Genomic DNA, 14,283 nt, shown 5'->3' on the forward strand with positions numbered 1-14,283 from the left:
CAGATGTTGGCATTCATAGTGAGAAGGGTCTTTAACGCAGTCGGCGTCATGCTGGCGGTAGCGTTGCTGGCCTTTGTGATCTTCCGGTTCGTCGGCGACCCCGTCGACATGATGCTCAATGAGCAGGCCTCGCAGACGCAGCGCGATGAACTGCGCGAACGGCTGGGCCTGAACGCTTCCGTGGGCATGCAGTTCGTGCATTTCGTGACCAACGCGGCGCAGGGGGAATTCGGTATTTCCTACCGTAACCAGCAAGACGTGTTCGCGCTGGTGGCCGAGCGCTTTCCTGCGACGTTCGAACTGGTCCTGATGGCGACGCTGCTGTCGCTGATCATCGGCGTGCCGCTAGGCGTGCTGACCGCCATCTACCGCAAGTCGCGGCTGGCGCAGGCGCTGCAGTTCGTCTCCATCCTGGGCATATCGCTGCCCAGCTTCGTGGTGGGGATCATGCTGATCCTGATCTTTTCGGTGCAACTGGGCTGGCTGCCGGGCTTCGGGCGCGGCGACACGGTGAAGATAGGCTGGTGGACCACTGGGCTGCTTACGCCGTCGGGGCGCGCCGCGTTGGTACTGCCGTCTATCACGCTGGCGCTGTTCCAGATCACCTTGATCATGCGCCTGGTGCGGGCCGAGATGCTGGAGACGCTGCGCACCGAATTCATCAAATTCGCGCGGGCGCGCGGTCTGCCGGACCGGGTGGTGCATTTCCGGCTGGCCCTGCGCAATTGCCTGATGCCGGTGATCACCGTGACCGGCATGCAGATCGGCAACCTGATCGCCTTCGCGCTGATTACGGAAACGGTGTTCCAGTGGCCGGGAATGGGGTTGCTGTTCATCCAATCGGTCATGTTCGTGGACATTCCTGTCATGGCCGCCTACCTGGTGATCGTGTCCTTCATCTTCGTGGCGTTGAACACGCTGGTGGACATGATGTATGGCGTGGTCGATCCGCGCCTGCGCAGCCAGCACGTCAAGGGGGGAGCCAATGCTCACTAAACCATTTGCCGGAGCGGGCGAGGGCCGGCTTGCACGCTTCCTTCGAAGCGATCTGTGGTGGAGCCTGCGCCAGGACTACGTGGCCATGGGGGCGGGCATCGTGTTGCTGGCCGTGGTGTTGCTGGCGGTGTTCGCGCCCTGGATCGCGCCGCAGAATCCGTATGACCTGGCGCAGTTGGACCTGCTGAACGCGGAGTTGCCGCCCGTCTGGGAGGCCGGCTCGGATCCCCAGTTCCTGCTGGGCACGGACACGCAGGGCCGCGATGTCTGGTCCGCCATCCTGTACGGTTCCCGCATGTCGCTGGTGATCGGACTGGCGACCGTGGTGCTGTCGTTGGCGATCGGTCTGCTGGTGGGGCTGGCGGCCGGCTATTTCGGCGGCTGGATCGACAACGCGCTGATGCGCCTGGGCGACACGCTGCTCAGCATCCCGACCATTCTGGTCGCGATCCTGGTCACGGCGGTGTTCCGCCAGCTGCTGCCGCCCGGGATGCGCGAAACGCTGTCCGCGGTGATCCTGATCCTGGCGATCTCGATGACCAACTGGGTGCAATACGCGCGGACGGTGCGGGCCTCGGCACTGGTGGAGCGGGGCAAGGAGTACGTGCAGGCCGCGCGCCTGATCCGGGTGAGTTCGCTGCGCATCATGCTGACGCACATCCTGCCCAACACGTTGACGCCGGTCATGGTGACGGCCACGCTGAACCTGGGCCTGGCGATCCTGATCGAGGCCACGCTCAGTTTCCTGGGCGTGGGCATGCCGCCTACCGAGCCTTCGCTGGGCACGCTGATCCGCCTGGGCAACCAGTTCCTGTTTTCGGGGCAGTGGTGGGTGGTGGTGTTTCCCGCGCTGTACCTGAGCCTGATCGTGCTGGTCGTGAACTTACTGGGCGATTGGCTGCGCGATGCCCTGAACCCCCGTTTGCGCTGAACGCAAACCGACAAGAGTAGAACCATGGAAAACGCAACGCTGTATACCCAAGTCCGCCCCGCAGGCGGCGAGATTACCTCGGTGCTGGTGCGCGAGGGCCGCATCCAGGCGCTGGGCGGACCGGTCCCCGCCGGGGTGGAAGTCGTGGACGGAGGGGGCGCCCTGATGTTGCCGGGCCTGATCGATGCCCACGCGCACCTGGACAAGACCATGTACGGCATGCCCTGGTACCGCAACGAGGTCGGCCCGCGCCTGATCGACAAGATCGAGAACGAGCGCGCCGAAAAAAAGCGCCTGGGCATCGATCCGTACCGCCAATCGGCCCGACAGCTGGTAATGTCGATCGGCGACGGCACCAGCCATATCCGCAGCCATGTGGACGTGGACACGGACATCGGGCTGGGCGCGATCGAAGGCGTGATGCGCGCGCGTGAACAGTATCGCGACCAGATCGACGTGGAAATCGTGGCGTTCCCGCAGAGCGGGCTGCTGATCCGTCCGGGCACGCTGGAACTGATGGACGAGGCCCTGCGCATGGGCGCGGAAGTCGTGGGCGGGTTGGATCCGGCCGGCATGGACCGTGATCCCAAGGGGCATCTGGACGCCATTTTCGGCCTGGCCGAAAAGCATGGCAAACCCATCGACATCCATTTGCACGAGGCCGGCGAGCTGGGTGCGTTTTCGATGCAGATGACCATAGACCGCGTGCTGGCGCTGGGCATGCAGGGCAAGGTGACACTGTCGCATTCCTTCTGTCTGGGCATGCCGGACACGCAGGCGGTACAGGCCCTCACGGAAGGCTTGCTGAAGGCCGGCGTGCACATCATGACCACGGGCTCGGCCTCGCGGCCAGTGCCGAACGTGGCGCGGCTGCACGCGGCCGGTGTGACGGTCTGCACGGGCAATGACGGCATGCGCGATACCTGGGGGCCGTACGGCAAGCCGGACATGCTGGAACGCACCATGCTGGTGGGCTTGCGCAATAACTTCCGCCGCGATGACGAACTGGAACTGGCACTGCACGTGGCCACCTACGGCAATGCGCAGGTGATGGGCCTGTCCGATTACGGCCTCGCGCCGGGCTGCCGCGCCGATTTCGTGCTGGTGGATGCCGAGACGGTGGCGCAAGCCATCGTCTCGCGTCCCGTGCGCAAGCTGGTCGTCAAGAGCGGGCGCGTGGTCGCGCGTGGCGGACGCGCCCTGGCGGAGGCGCCGTAATGAGCGCGCTACAGGGTCCCATCCTGCTCACCGCCCGCTGGGTGGTAGGCCACGAGAACGGCCGCCATTGCCTGTACGAGAACGGCGAGGTGGTTTTCGAAGGCGACCGCATCCTGTACGTGGGCCACCGCTATCCCGGCCAGGTCGCCCAGCGCCGCGACTATGGGCGGGCGCTGATCGGCCCGGGGTTCGTGGACCTGGATGCGCTGTCGGATCTGGATACGACCATCCTGGGTTTCGACAACTCGCCCGCCTGGAAGAAGGGCCGCATCTGGCCCGAGACCTATATGAAGCAGGGGCCGTACGAGATGTACTCCGCGGCCGAGCTGGCATTCCAGAAGCGCTACGCTTTTGCCCAGTTGATCAGGAACGGCATTACCACGGCGCTGCCGATTGCTTCGCTGTTCTACCGGGTATGGGGCGAGACCCGCGATGAGTTCCTGTCAGCGGCCCAGGCAGCCGGCGAACTGGGTCTGCGCGTCTATCTGGGTCCGGCCTACCGTAGCGGCCATACCTATGTGGACGCCGATGGCAAGATCCGTTGCCACTACGATGAAGCCCGTGGCATGGCGGGGCTGGCCGACGCCCTGGCTTTCTGCGAAGAAGTGGAGGGGCGGCACAATGGCCGCGTGCGCGGCATGCTGTCGCCGGACCGCATCGAAACCTGCACGCCGGCGCTGCTGCGCGCTTCCGCGACGGCGGCGCGCGAACGGAACCTGCCGATCCGGCTGCACTGCTGTCAGTCGCGCCTGGAGTACGACCTGGTGCTGGAGCAGCACGGCATGAGCCCGCCGGAGTGGCTGCAAAGCCTGGATTTCCTGTCCGAGCGCGCCTTGCTGCCGCACGGCACTTATGTGTCGGGCACACGCCATATCGACCGGCCGGGGCGCGACGTGGAGATCATCCGCGATTCGGGTGCGAGCATCGTGCATTGCCCCCTGGTGTCGGGGCGGCACGGCGCCACGCTGGAATCGTTTGCGCGCTACCGCAGGATGGGCGTGAATATCGGCATGGGCACGGACACCTGGCCGCCCGACATGGTGCTGAACATGCAGGTGGGAATGATGCTGTGCCGTGTGACCGAAGGCTCGACCGAGGCGGTGCGCTCAGAGGACTACTACGACGCGGCCACGGTGGGAGGCGCCGATGCGCTGGGGCGGCCGGACCTGGGGCGGCTGGCCGTGGGCGCCAAGGCCGACATCGTGGTCTTCGATTTTTCGCATGACCGCAACGGCCAACTGGTAGACCCGATACAGACGCTGATGGTGAGCGGCAGCGGGCGCGACGTGTCGCAGGTGGTCATCGACGGCCGTTTCGTCATGGTGGATGGCCGTATCCCCGGTTTTGACGCACGCCTGGCGCAAGAGCAGGCGCAGATGCAGTTCGACGGACTGGTGGGCCGCTACCCGGATCGCACCTGGGGCCATCCTCCGGTCGAACAGATTTTTTCCTCCAGCTATCCGCGTCCCGCAAGGAGTCCGTCATGATGGCAATCGTGCCAAGCACCGCGCAGCCGCCAGCCGCGGCCAATACCTGCGCCGAGCCGACCTTGTCGGTGCGTGGCCTGTCGGTCGAGTTTCCTACTCGTCACGGCGTTCTGGTCGCGACGCGCGACATCAGTTTCGACATTCACCCGGGAGAGATCCTGGGCATGGTCGGTGAGTCCGGCGCGGGAAAATCGCTGACCGGCATGGCGGTGATCGGCCTGCTGGAACCGCCAGGCCGGCTAGGGGGCGGCGAGATCCGCCTGGCGGGCAGGCGGATCGACGATCTGCCGCCCAAGGCGCGCCAGCGCTTGCGCGGCAAGGAGATCGGCGCGATCTTCCAGGATCCGCTGACCAGCCTGCACCCGCTATTCACGGTGGGAGACCAACTGGTCGAGACGATCCGCCACCATGACAAGGTCACGGCGCAGGCCGCGCGCCAGCGGGCGCTGGAGCTGCTGCTTGCGGTGGGCATCCCCGCGGCCGACAAGCGCATCGATCACTATCCGCACCAGTTTTCCGGCGGCATGCGCCAGCGCGTGGTGATCGCGCTGGCCCTGGCGGCCCGGCCTGCGCTCATCATCGCGGACGAACCGACCACGGCGCTGGACGTGTCTGTGCAGGCGCAGATCACGGCGCTCTTGCGCCGTCTGTGCCGAGAGCAGGGCACGTCGGTGCTGCTGGTGACGCACGACATGGGGGTAATCGCCGAAACCGCCGACCGCGTGGCGGTGATGTACGCGGGTCGCATCGTCGAGATCGGGCCGGTGCTGGACGTTTTGCGTCGCCCGGGCCATCCCTACACGCAGGGCCTGATGAATGCGATTCCCGGCCTGCGCCAGCGTGCTGCCCGGCTGAACCAGATCGACGGCGCCATGCCGCGCCTGCACGCCATGCCCGACGGCTGTGCTTTCCACCCGCGTTGCGCCATGGCGGGTCCGCGCTGCGGCCAGCAGCGCCCGCCGCTGGCGGCGTCCCCGACCGGGGCTACTGTCAGCGCCTGCTGGCTGCATCAAGGAGGAGTCGCCCATGCCGCATAACGATGATGTGTTGTTGCGGGCCGAAGACCTGGCCTGCTGGTTCGACGTGTCGCCGCCCTGGTTGGAACGCACCTTGTCGCGTCAGCCCGAGCAGACGCTGAAGGCGGTGGACGGGGTGTCGCTATCCGTGCCGCGAGGCACGACGCTGAGCATCGTGGGCGAATCGGGCTGCGGCAAGTCGACGCTGGCGAAGTTGCTGGTGGGACTGGTGGCGCCGACGCGCGGAACGTTGCGGTACGGGCGCAACCGCAAGGGCGGAGTGCTGCATCCGCAGATGATCTTCCAGGATCCGTATGCCAGCCTGAATCCGCGCTGGCGGGTGGGCAATATCGTGGCCGAACCGATCACGACGCTGGGCTTGCGGGCCACGCCAACCGAGACGCGGCGTCGCGTCGACGAGCTGCTGGAGCTGGTGGGCCTGTCCGCCAGCGACGCCGGTCGCTTTCCGCACGAGTTCTCTGGCGGCCAGCGCCAGCGGATTTCGATTGCGCGGGCGCTGGCCACCGAGGCGGAATTCCTGGTGTGCGACGAACCGACCTCGGCGCTGGACGTGTCGGTGCAGGCGCAGATCCTGAACTTGATGGGGGATCTGCAAAAGGAGTTCGGGCTGACTTACATGTTCATCAGCCACAACCTGTCGGTGGTGCGGCACGTGTCGGACAGCGTGGCGGTGATGTACCTGGGGCGGATCGTGGAACAGGCGCCTGCCGATCAGTTGTTCGATTCGCCACAGCATCCGTATACGCGGATGCTGCTGGATACGATTCCGGATCTGGACGATCCGCGGCGGGATCGGGAGCCGATGGGGGGTGAGGTGCCTAATCCTATTTCGCCGCCGTCGGGGTGTACGTTTCATCCTCGGTGTGGGATGGCGCGGGAGCAGTGCAAGGTGGAGGCGCCGGCGGTTGCCAGCGTTGGCGGGCGTCAGCTGCGGTGTCATGCGGTGACTTGGGATGTGGTTCAGGCCGCATGAGTCTATGGCTGGGCGGCGTTGGTTCTTAAGACGCCAGCCGCGCCGTGGGCCTGGGGCGAGCGGGGCAACGATTGCGGTCCGGAGCCTTCGCTCCGGACTGCCCCGTCGTCATCGTCGTCCTCGCCTTTGGCGACTCCTTCCGATTCCCTCGGGCTTATCGACGCCCCGCTCGCCCCAGGCCCAAGGCGCGGCTGGCTCCGGCGTTTGAAACCTGACCTCAGCTGGGGCGGGCGGTGTTCTTGGCATTTTTTTCACGATCGGCGTAGTGGAGACGGGTCTTGCGGGGCCCGCCCCATGCCGGCCGCGCGGGCGGCCTCTTGGGGCTTACGCGGTGTCTTGCGATTTGCGATGACGCTGCGCGCTGTTGGTGGCTGATTTCAAGCGCCAAGACACAGTCAGCGAACATCGTCATTTCAACTCCGCCGCCGGATGGGTGGCGCGCGCGAACGGATCTTGATGCGTAAATGGCTGCTCGCCGCGCGCCACCCATCACCGCTCACACCCCAGATGCCGGTGCCATTAGCAAACAGTTCCTCGCATTCGCGCAAGCGCGGATAGCAACGACGACCACCACCACGTATGCTGCTTGCGGCCGCCCGCGCGGCCGCAAGCAGCGGGCGACGCAAGAATCGCCACTAACCACGGGTCCAGCAGCGCAACAGGCCAAGAATTCGGTAGTTCGCCGGCGCGGGCGCCTGAGGGGCGAGCAACCTCGATGCGCCCGAGGGAATCGGAAGGAACCGCCGTAGGCGGTGACGACGATGACGAGGGGGAAGTCCGGAGCGAACGCTCCGGACCGCAATCGTGGGCGCCCGCCCCTCAGGCGCCCGCGCAGGCGAGCGGCCTACGAAGAAGCCAAGCCCGCCAAGCCAAACCGCAGAACCTACTTCGCGTAGACCAGATCCCGCAACCCCAGCGACAACCCCGGCCAGTAAGTAATGATCATCAGGCAGACAATCACCACGCCTACAAACGGAATCAACGGCTTGATCAACCTCTCCAACGGCAGCTTCGCCACCGCGCAAGCCGCGAAAAGATTGACCCCGAACGGCGGCGTAATCATCCCGAGCGCCAGGTTCACCACCATGATGATTCCGAAGTGCACCGGCTCCACACCGAACTTCAGCGCCACCGGCAGCAGCAAGGGGGCCAGCACGACGATGGACGCCGAGGTCTCGATGAACATGCCGATGATGAACAGCGCCGCGTTCACGCCCATCAGGAAGGTGAACTTGGTGTCGAAGATCTGTGCCAGCCACACGCCCAGCGCGTCGGGAATGCCCGCGCGGTTGAGCAGGAAGCTGAAGATGCCGGCGTTGGCGATCACGAACATGATCACCGCCGTCGACACCACCGACTTGTGCAGCGTGTCGGAGAGCTGCTTGAAGCTCAGTCGGCGGTAGATGAATTTGCCCACCACCACGGCATACATGACGGCCACCACCGAGGCTTCCGTCGGGGTGAAGACGCCGCCGTAGATGCCGCCCAGGATGATCACCGGCATCAGCAGCGCCAGCCACGCATTCTTGAAGGCAGGCCAGAGCGGCAGGCGGCCTTCGCCGTCGCGCTTGCCCAGGTTGTTGCGCTTGGCGTAGAGCCAGACATAGAACATCAGCGCCACGCCGATCAGGATGCCCGGCATGACCCCGGCGATGAAGAGTTCGCCGGTCGAGGTGTCGGTGGATACCGCGAACAGAATCATGGGGATGGACGGCGGAATGATCACGCCCAATTCCGCCGCGCTGGCCTGCAGCGACGCCGCGAAGGGCGCTGGGTAGCCGTGCCGGATCATGGCGGGAATCAGGATCGCGCCGACCGCGAACGTGGTGGCGACGCTGGAGCCGGCCACGGCGGCGAAGATCATGCAGGTCAGGACGCAGGTGCAGGCCAGGCCGCCCTGGATGCCGCCCACCACGCTCTTGGCGAACTCCACCATGCGTTCGGAGATGCCGCCGGCTTCCATCAGGTTGCCGGCCAGGATGAAGAAGGGAATTGCGACCAGCGGGTACTTGTCCAGCGCCGCGAACAGCTGCTGGGCCACCACCAGCCAGGGCAGGCCGGCGGCGCCGACTCCCGCCAGGCTGGCCAGGCCGATCGACACGGCGACCGGCACGGACAGCCCGAAGAAAATCAGCATCGAGACAATCATTAATTGGGACATGGCGATATCTGCTGCTTATGTTCGATAGGGGCGGCTCAGCCTTGCGCGTCGTTGCGCACGGGCACGTCGTCTTCTTCGCCGGCGCACCAGCGGGCCAGCACGGCGATGGCGGCCAGGGTGGCGCCCACGGGGATGGCCAGGTAGATCCAGGAAATCGAGATGTCCAGGCTCGGCACGTTCTGGAAACGCACGCGATAGGTCATGTTGCCGCCGATCCAGGCCAGAAAGCCCAGGAATCCGGCGCAGATCAGGCCGATGATGGCTTCGAGCACTCGGCGGCGCGTGCCGCCCAGCATGTTGCGCAGCAGTTCCACGCTGATCATGGCGCCGTGGCGGAAGGCCAGGGCCACGCCCAGCAGCACGGTCCAGATCAGGAGGGCGCGGGTCAGCACCTCACTCCAGTCGGCGGGTGAGTGCAGCACGAAACGCGCGATGACTTGGTAGAAGGCGGCGGCCGCGGCGGCGACCAGCAGCAATTGGGCAAAGACCGAGACCACTTTGAACAGGCAGCGGTCGAAGGCGCAGAGCAAACGCATGATGAATCCCGTTGGCGTTGTACGCAAAGGATGGGAACGAAAGCGGCGGGACCGGAATCCCGCCGCCAGGAGCGATCCGCCCCGGGTTGGGGCGAGCCCTGCTTACTTGGTGTCGCGGATCGCGTCGATCAGCTTCTTGTCGAACTTTTTGTAGTACTCGGGGTAGGCCGGCTCGACCGCGGCGGCAAAGGCGGCACGGTCCACCTCGGTCACCTGCATGCCTTCCTTCTTGAGCTGCTCGACGCCGGTCTTTTCGATGTTGTCGACGTAGGCGCGCATGGCCTGGGCGGATTCCTTGCCGGCCTTGTCGAAATTGGCCTTGTCGGCGGCCGACAGGCCGTCATACACGTTGGCCGACATCAGCACCAGGGCCGGGCCATAGACGTGGCCGGTCAGCGACAGGTACTTCTGCATTTGCGACAGCTTGGCCGAAGTGATCACCGACAGCGGGTTTTCCTGGCCGTCGATGGTGCCTTGTTGCAGGGCGGTGGCCACTTCAGGCCATGCCATGGGCGTGGGCAGGATACCGATCTGGCGGAAGGCCGTGATGTGGATCGGGTTTTCCGTCGTGCGGATTTTCAGACCCTTGGCGTCGGCCGGCGTCTTGACCGGGCGGACGTTGTTGGTCAGGTGGCGGAAGCCCTGCTCGCCCCAGGCCAGGGCGATGATGCCGCGGCTGGGGAACTTTGCCAGCATATCTTGTCCGATCTTGCTGTCCAGCACATTGCGGGCGTGGGGCAGGTCGCGCAGCAGGAAGGGAATGTCGAAGACCCCGGTCTCGGGCACGAAGTTCAGGGTGGCGCCGGTCGACACGATGGCCAGATCGATGGTGCCGATCTGCAGGCCTTCGATCACTTCGCGCTCGCCGCCCAGGGCGCTGTTGGCAAATTGCTGTACCTTGTACTTGCCGCCGGTGGAGGCTTCAATGGATTTGGCCAGCGCGTCGGCGCCCGCGCCGTAGTGCGACGACGTGGACAGCGCATAGGCCATCTTCAAGGTGTTCTGTGCCACGGCGGGCAGGGCGGTTGTGGCCGTGCAGGCGGCCAGAATCGTGGCGGCAAGCCAGGATTTACGCATTGTCTTCTCCAGGTTTTGAGTATCTTTATGGGTGGCTTTGCCTCCCGCCCCGGGATGATATCGGGATTCGGCCCCGATCTAGGCCGTTGGTTAACATTGTGGAATGATGGATTTCCCTGATACGTCAAGGGCCAGGCGCCCAGGTTTTTGGTCCACCCTGCGCCAGGGCGCCAGGATGATGATGCGCGACGCCCGTGCCGGGGAACTGCGGCTGCTGGTGCTGGCGCTGGTCGTCGCAGTGGCCGCGGTGACCAGCGTCGGCTTCCTGGCGGACCGGGTTGGCCGGGCGCTGGAGCGCGACGCCGGCCAGATGCTGGGCGCCGACCTGGTGCTGGATGCCGATGAACCGGTGCCCGCGGCCTTCATGGATCAGGCCCGCGAACGCGGCCTGACCGTCTCCAGCACATGGCAATTTCCGTCCATGGTGGGGGCTGGCGACGGCGCCCAATTGGCCGCGCTGAAGGCCGTGGAGCCAGGTTATCCGCTGCGCGGCGCCCTGCGCGTGGCCAGCGCGCCCTTCGAGCCCGATGCCGCGACACGCGACATCCCGCCCGAGGGCGCGGTCTGGGTAGACGGCCAATTGCTGTCCCTGTTGAACCTCAAGGTGGGCGACACGCTGAACGTGGGGGACGCCCATCTGCGGGTGGATCGCGTCATCACCTATGAGCCTGACCGCGGCATGCAGTTCGTCAACGTGGCCCCGAGGGTGCTGTTGCGTGCCAGCGACCTGCCCGCGACCGGCCTGATCGCGCCGGGCAGCCGCATTGGCTATGCCATGCTGGTTGCCGGCCAACCCGATGCCGTGGCCGGTTACTCGACTTGGCTCAAACAGAACCTGAAACGAGGCCAGAAGGTCGCCACCCTGGAATCCGGCCGCCCGGAAGTGCGCCGCACGCTGGACCGGGCGCAGCGCTTCCTGTCGCTGGTCGCGCTGTTGGCGGTGCTGATATCCGCCGTGGCGGTGGCCCTGGCGGCCGGCCGTTACATGACGCGCCATCGCGATGGCATTGCCGTCATGCGCTGCCTGGGCGCGGTGCAGTCGCAGGTTTCGCGCATGCTGACCCTGGAATTCACCCTGGTCGGGCTGTTTTCATCGGCGGCCGGCTGCCTGCTGGGCTATGCGGTGCATCAGGTGCTGGTGATATTGCTGGGTTCGTTGATTGACACCAGCTTGCCCGCGCCGTCGGCCATTCCGGCCCTGCAGGGGCTGCTGACCGGCCTGCTGCTCTTGCTGGGCTTTGCCTTGCCGGCGCTGGCTCAACTGCGTCACGTGCCGCCTGCCCGCGTGCTGCGGCGGGACGCCGACACGCTGAGCGCGCGTAGCGCCCTGGGCTATACCTTGGGCGCCGCGGGGTTCGCCCTGTTGATCTGGTGGTTTGCCGGTGACGCGAAGTTGGGCGGAGTGGTGGCGGGGGGCTTTCTCGGGGCCTTTGCCGTGTTCGCGTTGGTGGCGTGGCTCTGCATCCTGGGTCTGGCGCGCGTGCGCCGGCTGGCTGCCGGCCTGCCGGCGCTGCGCTTTGCCTTGGCCGGCGTGGTGCGTCGGCGTGCCGCCACCATCACCCAGGTCTGCGCGCTGGCGGTAGGCTTGATGGCGCTGCTGTTGCTGACCATGACGCGTACCGACCTGATCCAGGGCTGGCAGCGGACCCTGCCGCCGGATGCGCCCAACCGATTCCTGATCAACGTGCAGCCCGACCAGCGTCAGGCTGTGACGGACGCGCTCACCCGCGAAGGCCTGGGGCGTATCACGCTGGCGCCGATGGTGCGGGGCCGGCTTATCGCCATCAACGGCAAGCCCGTCGGGCCGGATGATTACGAGGAGCCCCGCGCCAAGCGGCTGGTGGACCGCGAGTTCAACCTGTCCTATGGCGACGAATTGCCTTCCTCCAACCGGATCGAGCAGGGCCGCTGGCTGGAGCCGGGTTCGGCCGAAGTGTCGCTGGAATCCGGCCTGGCCAAGACGCTGGGCATCTCGCTGGGCGACAAGATGACTTTCGACGTGGCGGGCCAGCAGGTCGAAGTGGCCGTTTCAGGTACGCGGCGGGTCGATTGGGATACGATGCGCGTCAATTTTTTCGCCATCCTGACCCCCGCCTCGCTGGCTGACATGCCCCAAAGCTGGATCACTTCCTTCTATCTGCCGCCCGACAAGGCCGCGGTGCTGCCCGCGCTGGTTCGCGAGTTCCCGAATCTGACGGTATTCGACGTAGGCGCCATCCTGCAGCAATTGCAGTCCGTGCTGAACGAGGTGGGCCGCGCGGTGCAATTGCTGTTCCTGTTCACGCTGGCGGCGGGCGTGCTGGTGCTGTCCGCGGCGCTGACCGCCACACGCGACGAACGCATGCGCGAAGCCGCCGTGCTGCGGGCGCTGGGCGCGACCCGTAGCCAGTTGGCGCGCTCCCAGCGTATCGAATTGTGGGCCGTGGGCGGCCTGGCTGGCCTGCTGGCGGCGGCCGGCGCCACCGCGATCGCTTGGGCTTTGTCAACCCAGGTATTTGATTTCACTATTACTCTTAGCCTTTGGCCGTGGCTGGCGGGTATCGGCGCGGGCATGCTGGGCGCCTGGGCCGGAGGCGCTCTGGCCCTGCGGGGCGTGTTGCGCACGCCGCCCCTGGTCACCCTACGAGAAACCTGATGCCGACGCGCGTCCATACGATTACCGAACCCGTGGAAAATTCCAGCAGCATTTTTGACCTACTTGGGGGCGAGCCTGGCGTGCGCGCCCTGGTGGACCGCTTCTATGACCTGATGGACATGGAGCCCGACCTGAAAGCGTTGCGCGCCGCCCATGGCCCCAGCCTGGACCAGGCACGCGACAAGCTGTTCTGGTTCCTGTGCGGTTATTTCGGCGGCCCGGACCACTATATAGAACGCTTCGGCCACCCGCGGCTGCGCGCCAGGCACCTGCCGTTCTCGATAGGCGAGGTCGAACGGGATCAATGGGTCACCTGCATTGGACGAGCCATGGAGGACCAGGGCATAGAACCTGCCCTGGTCGAACGCCTGCTGCAATCTTTCTACGGCGTGGCCGACTGGATGCGCAACCGTGAAGGCTGAAGGCGATTCCCAATCCGGCGAGCGGCGCCAGGCGTGGTCCGGCCCCTTGGGCGGAGCCATGCTCAGCGATCCCTCGCGGCTGGCCGAGGCCGGTCCGGAGCTATTCAACCCCGCGCATTACGGCGATCGGGCCCGGCCCGTGGACGCCGGCGGGCGCCAGGCGGCCTGGTTCGTGCAGGGCGCGGGCTGGCAGGGCGTGCTGCGGCGCTACCGCCGGGGCGGGATGATCGCGCGCATCAGCCGCGATGCCTATCTCTGGAACGGCGAGGCCCGCACCCGCAGTTTCCGCGAGTACCGCCTGCTGGCCGCCATGCGTGCCCAGGGCCTGGCAGTGCCCGCTCCGCTGGCCGCCGCCTATTGGCGGCAGGGCCCGATCTATCGCGCCGCTATCGTGGTCGAGCGCATTCCCGGCGTGCGGCCCCTGGCCCAGACGCTGGCCGAACCGGTCTGGCAGGCGGCTGCCGAGGCCATCGTGCGCATGCACAGGGCCGGCGTATGGCATGCCGATCTCAACGCCTTCAACATCCTGGTGGGTAGCGACGGCCGCGTCTGGCTGATCGATTTCGACCGCGGCACGCAGGGCTCCCTGTCCGAGCGGCAGCGGCTATCCAACCTGGAGCGCCTGCGCCGGTCGTTGCGCAAGGTGGCCGGGGAAGAGGGCGAGCGCTTCTGGCTGCGGCTGCGCGACAGCTACTGGACGGCCTGGGGCGTCGGAATCCAGCCCTGATTCGCGCGAGGGCGGCAGTTTGCCGCCCTCGGGCCCAATTCGCGCCAATTACCCCGCAAAGTTGGGCAGGTCATCGCTAAAAA

The 14,283-nt window shown here is 66.2% G+C and carries 12 protein-coding genes; 9 read left to right on the top strand and 3 right to left on the bottom strand.

Annotation, left to right across the window (positions count from 1 at the left end; translation table 11 throughout):
* Positions 1–3 precede the first annotated feature (3 nt).
* Genes VCS63_RS12040 through VCS63_RS12065 form a run of 6 tightly spaced genes read left to right on the top strand, consistent with a single transcriptional unit; the run spans position 4 to position 6,642 of the window.
* Positions 4–996 carry an ABC transporter permease gene (locus tag VCS63_RS12040; protein WP_063641605.1) on the top strand — a complete coding sequence of 331 codons (993 nt, stop codon included), beginning with the start codon at positions 4–6 and terminating at the stop codon, positions 994–996.
* Positions 986–1,927: an ABC transporter permease gene (locus VCS63_RS12045; protein WP_042796869.1), complete on the top strand. Its 942-nt coding sequence runs from the start codon at positions 986–988 to the stop codon at positions 1,925–1,927. The genes VCS63_RS12040 and VCS63_RS12045 overlap by 11 nt, the downstream gene beginning before the upstream one ends.
* 24 nt (positions 1,928–1,951) lie before the next feature.
* Complete coding sequence (locus VCS63_RS12050; RefSeq protein ID WP_042792716.1) at positions 1,952–3,145, top strand: amidohydrolase family protein; 1,194 nt, start codon at positions 1,952–1,954, stop codon at positions 3,143–3,145.
* A complete protein-coding gene (locus tag VCS63_RS12055; RefSeq protein ID WP_063641603.1) occupies positions 3,145–4,632 on the top strand; it encodes an amidohydrolase family protein in 1,488 nt (495 codons plus the stop codon). The genes VCS63_RS12050 and VCS63_RS12055 overlap by 1 nt, the downstream gene beginning before the upstream one ends.
* Positions 4,629–5,669, top strand: a complete 1,041-nt coding sequence (locus VCS63_RS12060; RefSeq protein WP_175199175.1) for an ABC transporter ATP-binding protein — start codon at positions 4,629–4,631, stop codon at positions 5,667–5,669. Before VCS63_RS12055 ends, VCS63_RS12060 begins: the two co-directional genes overlap by 4 nt.
* Positions 5,659–6,642, top strand: a complete 984-nt coding sequence (locus VCS63_RS12065; RefSeq protein WP_323879889.1) for an oligopeptide/dipeptide ABC transporter ATP-binding protein — start codon at positions 5,659–5,661, stop codon at positions 6,640–6,642. The genes VCS63_RS12060 and VCS63_RS12065 overlap by 11 nt, the downstream gene beginning before the upstream one ends.
* 883 nt (positions 6,643–7,525) lie before the next feature.
* Here VCS63_RS12065 and VCS63_RS12070 read toward each other — a convergent pair.
* The 3 genes from VCS63_RS12070 to VCS63_RS12080 all read right to left on the bottom strand — a co-directional run bounded on the left by VCS63_RS12070 (position 7,526) and on the right by VCS63_RS12080 (position 10,416).
* Complete coding sequence (locus tag VCS63_RS12070; protein ID WP_042792718.1) at positions 7,526–8,803, bottom strand: TRAP transporter large permease; 1,278 nt, start codon at positions 8,801–8,803, stop codon at positions 7,526–7,528.
* A gap of 35 nt (positions 8,804–8,838) precedes the next feature.
* Positions 8,839–9,339 (bottom strand): TRAP transporter small permease, encoded by a 501-nt coding sequence (locus VCS63_RS12075; RefSeq protein WP_042792719.1) that lies wholly within the window; start codon positions 9,337–9,339, stop codon positions 8,839–8,841.
* A gap of 102 nt (positions 9,340–9,441) precedes the next feature.
* Positions 9,442–10,416, bottom strand: a complete 975-nt coding sequence (locus tag VCS63_RS12080; protein ID WP_042792720.1) for a TRAP transporter substrate-binding protein — start codon at positions 10,414–10,416, stop codon at positions 9,442–9,444.
* Positions 10,417–10,519: 103 nt separating this feature from the next.
* Here VCS63_RS12080 and VCS63_RS12085 point away from each other — a divergent pair, with 103 nt between their 5' ends.
* From VCS63_RS12085 to VCS63_RS12095, 3 genes are read left to right on the top strand one after another with little or no spacing between them, the layout of a single operon-like run.
* Entirely contained in the window at positions 10,520–13,051 is a 2,532-nt protein-coding gene (locus tag VCS63_RS12085; protein WP_063962288.1) for an ABC transporter permease, read from the top strand.
* Positions 13,051–13,473 carry a group II truncated hemoglobin gene (locus tag VCS63_RS12090; RefSeq protein ID WP_042792721.1) on the top strand — a complete coding sequence of 141 codons (423 nt, stop codon included), beginning with the start codon at positions 13,051–13,053 and terminating at the stop codon, positions 13,471–13,473. Before VCS63_RS12085 ends, VCS63_RS12090 begins: the two co-directional genes overlap by 1 nt.
* A 58-nt stretch (positions 13,474–13,531) precedes the next feature.
* Positions 13,532–14,200, top strand: a complete 669-nt coding sequence (locus VCS63_RS12095) for a 3-deoxy-D-manno-octulosonic acid kinase (protein WP_243759452.1) — start codon at positions 13,532–13,534, stop codon at positions 14,198–14,200.
* Positions 14,201–14,283 lie beyond the last annotated feature (83 nt).

Origin of the sequence: Achromobacter sp. D10, assembly GCF_035282245.1 — a bacterium.
Classification (GTDB): Bacteria; Pseudomonadota; Gammaproteobacteria; order Burkholderiales; family Burkholderiaceae_B; genus Achromobacter; species Achromobacter insolitus.

Excerpts from the sequence above, each read along its gene's own strand:
- VCS63_RS12055 (WP_063641603.1), top strand. The coding sequence starts at position 3,145 with ATGAGCGCGCTACAGGGTCCCATCCTGCTCACCGCCCGCTGGGTGGTA.
- VCS63_RS12065 (WP_323879889.1), top strand. The coding sequence starts at position 5,659 with ATGCCGCATAACGATGATGTGTTGTTGCGGGCCGAAGACCTGGCCTGC.
- VCS63_RS12075 (WP_042792719.1), bottom strand. The coding sequence starts at position 9,339 with ATGCGTTTGCTCTGCGCCTTCGACCGCTGCCTGTTCAAAGTGGTCTCG.
- VCS63_RS12095 (WP_243759452.1), top strand. The coding sequence starts at position 13,532 with ATGCTCAGCGATCCCTCGCGGCTGGCCGAGGCCGGTCCGGAGCTATTC.
- VCS63_RS12080 (WP_042792720.1), bottom strand. The coding sequence starts at position 10,416 with ATGCGTAAATCCTGGCTTGCCGCCACGATTCTGGCCGCCTGCACGGCC.
- VCS63_RS12090 (WP_042792721.1), top strand. The coding sequence starts at position 13,051 with ATGCCGACGCGCGTCCATACGATTACCGAACCCGTGGAAAATTCCAGC.
- VCS63_RS12070 (WP_042792718.1), bottom strand. The coding sequence starts at position 8,803 with ATGTCCCAATTAATGATTGTCTCGATGCTGATTTTCTTCGGGCTGTCC.
- VCS63_RS12060 (WP_175199175.1), top strand. The coding sequence starts at position 4,629 with ATGATGGCAATCGTGCCAAGCACCGCGCAGCCGCCAGCCGCGGCCAAT.
- VCS63_RS12050 (WP_042792716.1), top strand. The coding sequence starts at position 1,952 with ATGGAAAACGCAACGCTGTATACCCAAGTCCGCCCCGCAGGCGGCGAG.
- VCS63_RS12040 (WP_063641605.1), top strand. The coding sequence starts at position 4 with ATGTTGGCATTCATAGTGAGAAGGGTCTTTAACGCAGTCGGCGTCATG.
- VCS63_RS12045 (WP_042796869.1), top strand. The coding sequence starts at position 986 with ATGCTCACTAAACCATTTGCCGGAGCGGGCGAGGGCCGGCTTGCACGC.
- VCS63_RS12085 (WP_063962288.1), top strand. The coding sequence starts at position 10,520 with ATGATGGATTTCCCTGATACGTCAAGGGCCAGGCGCCCAGGTTTTTGG.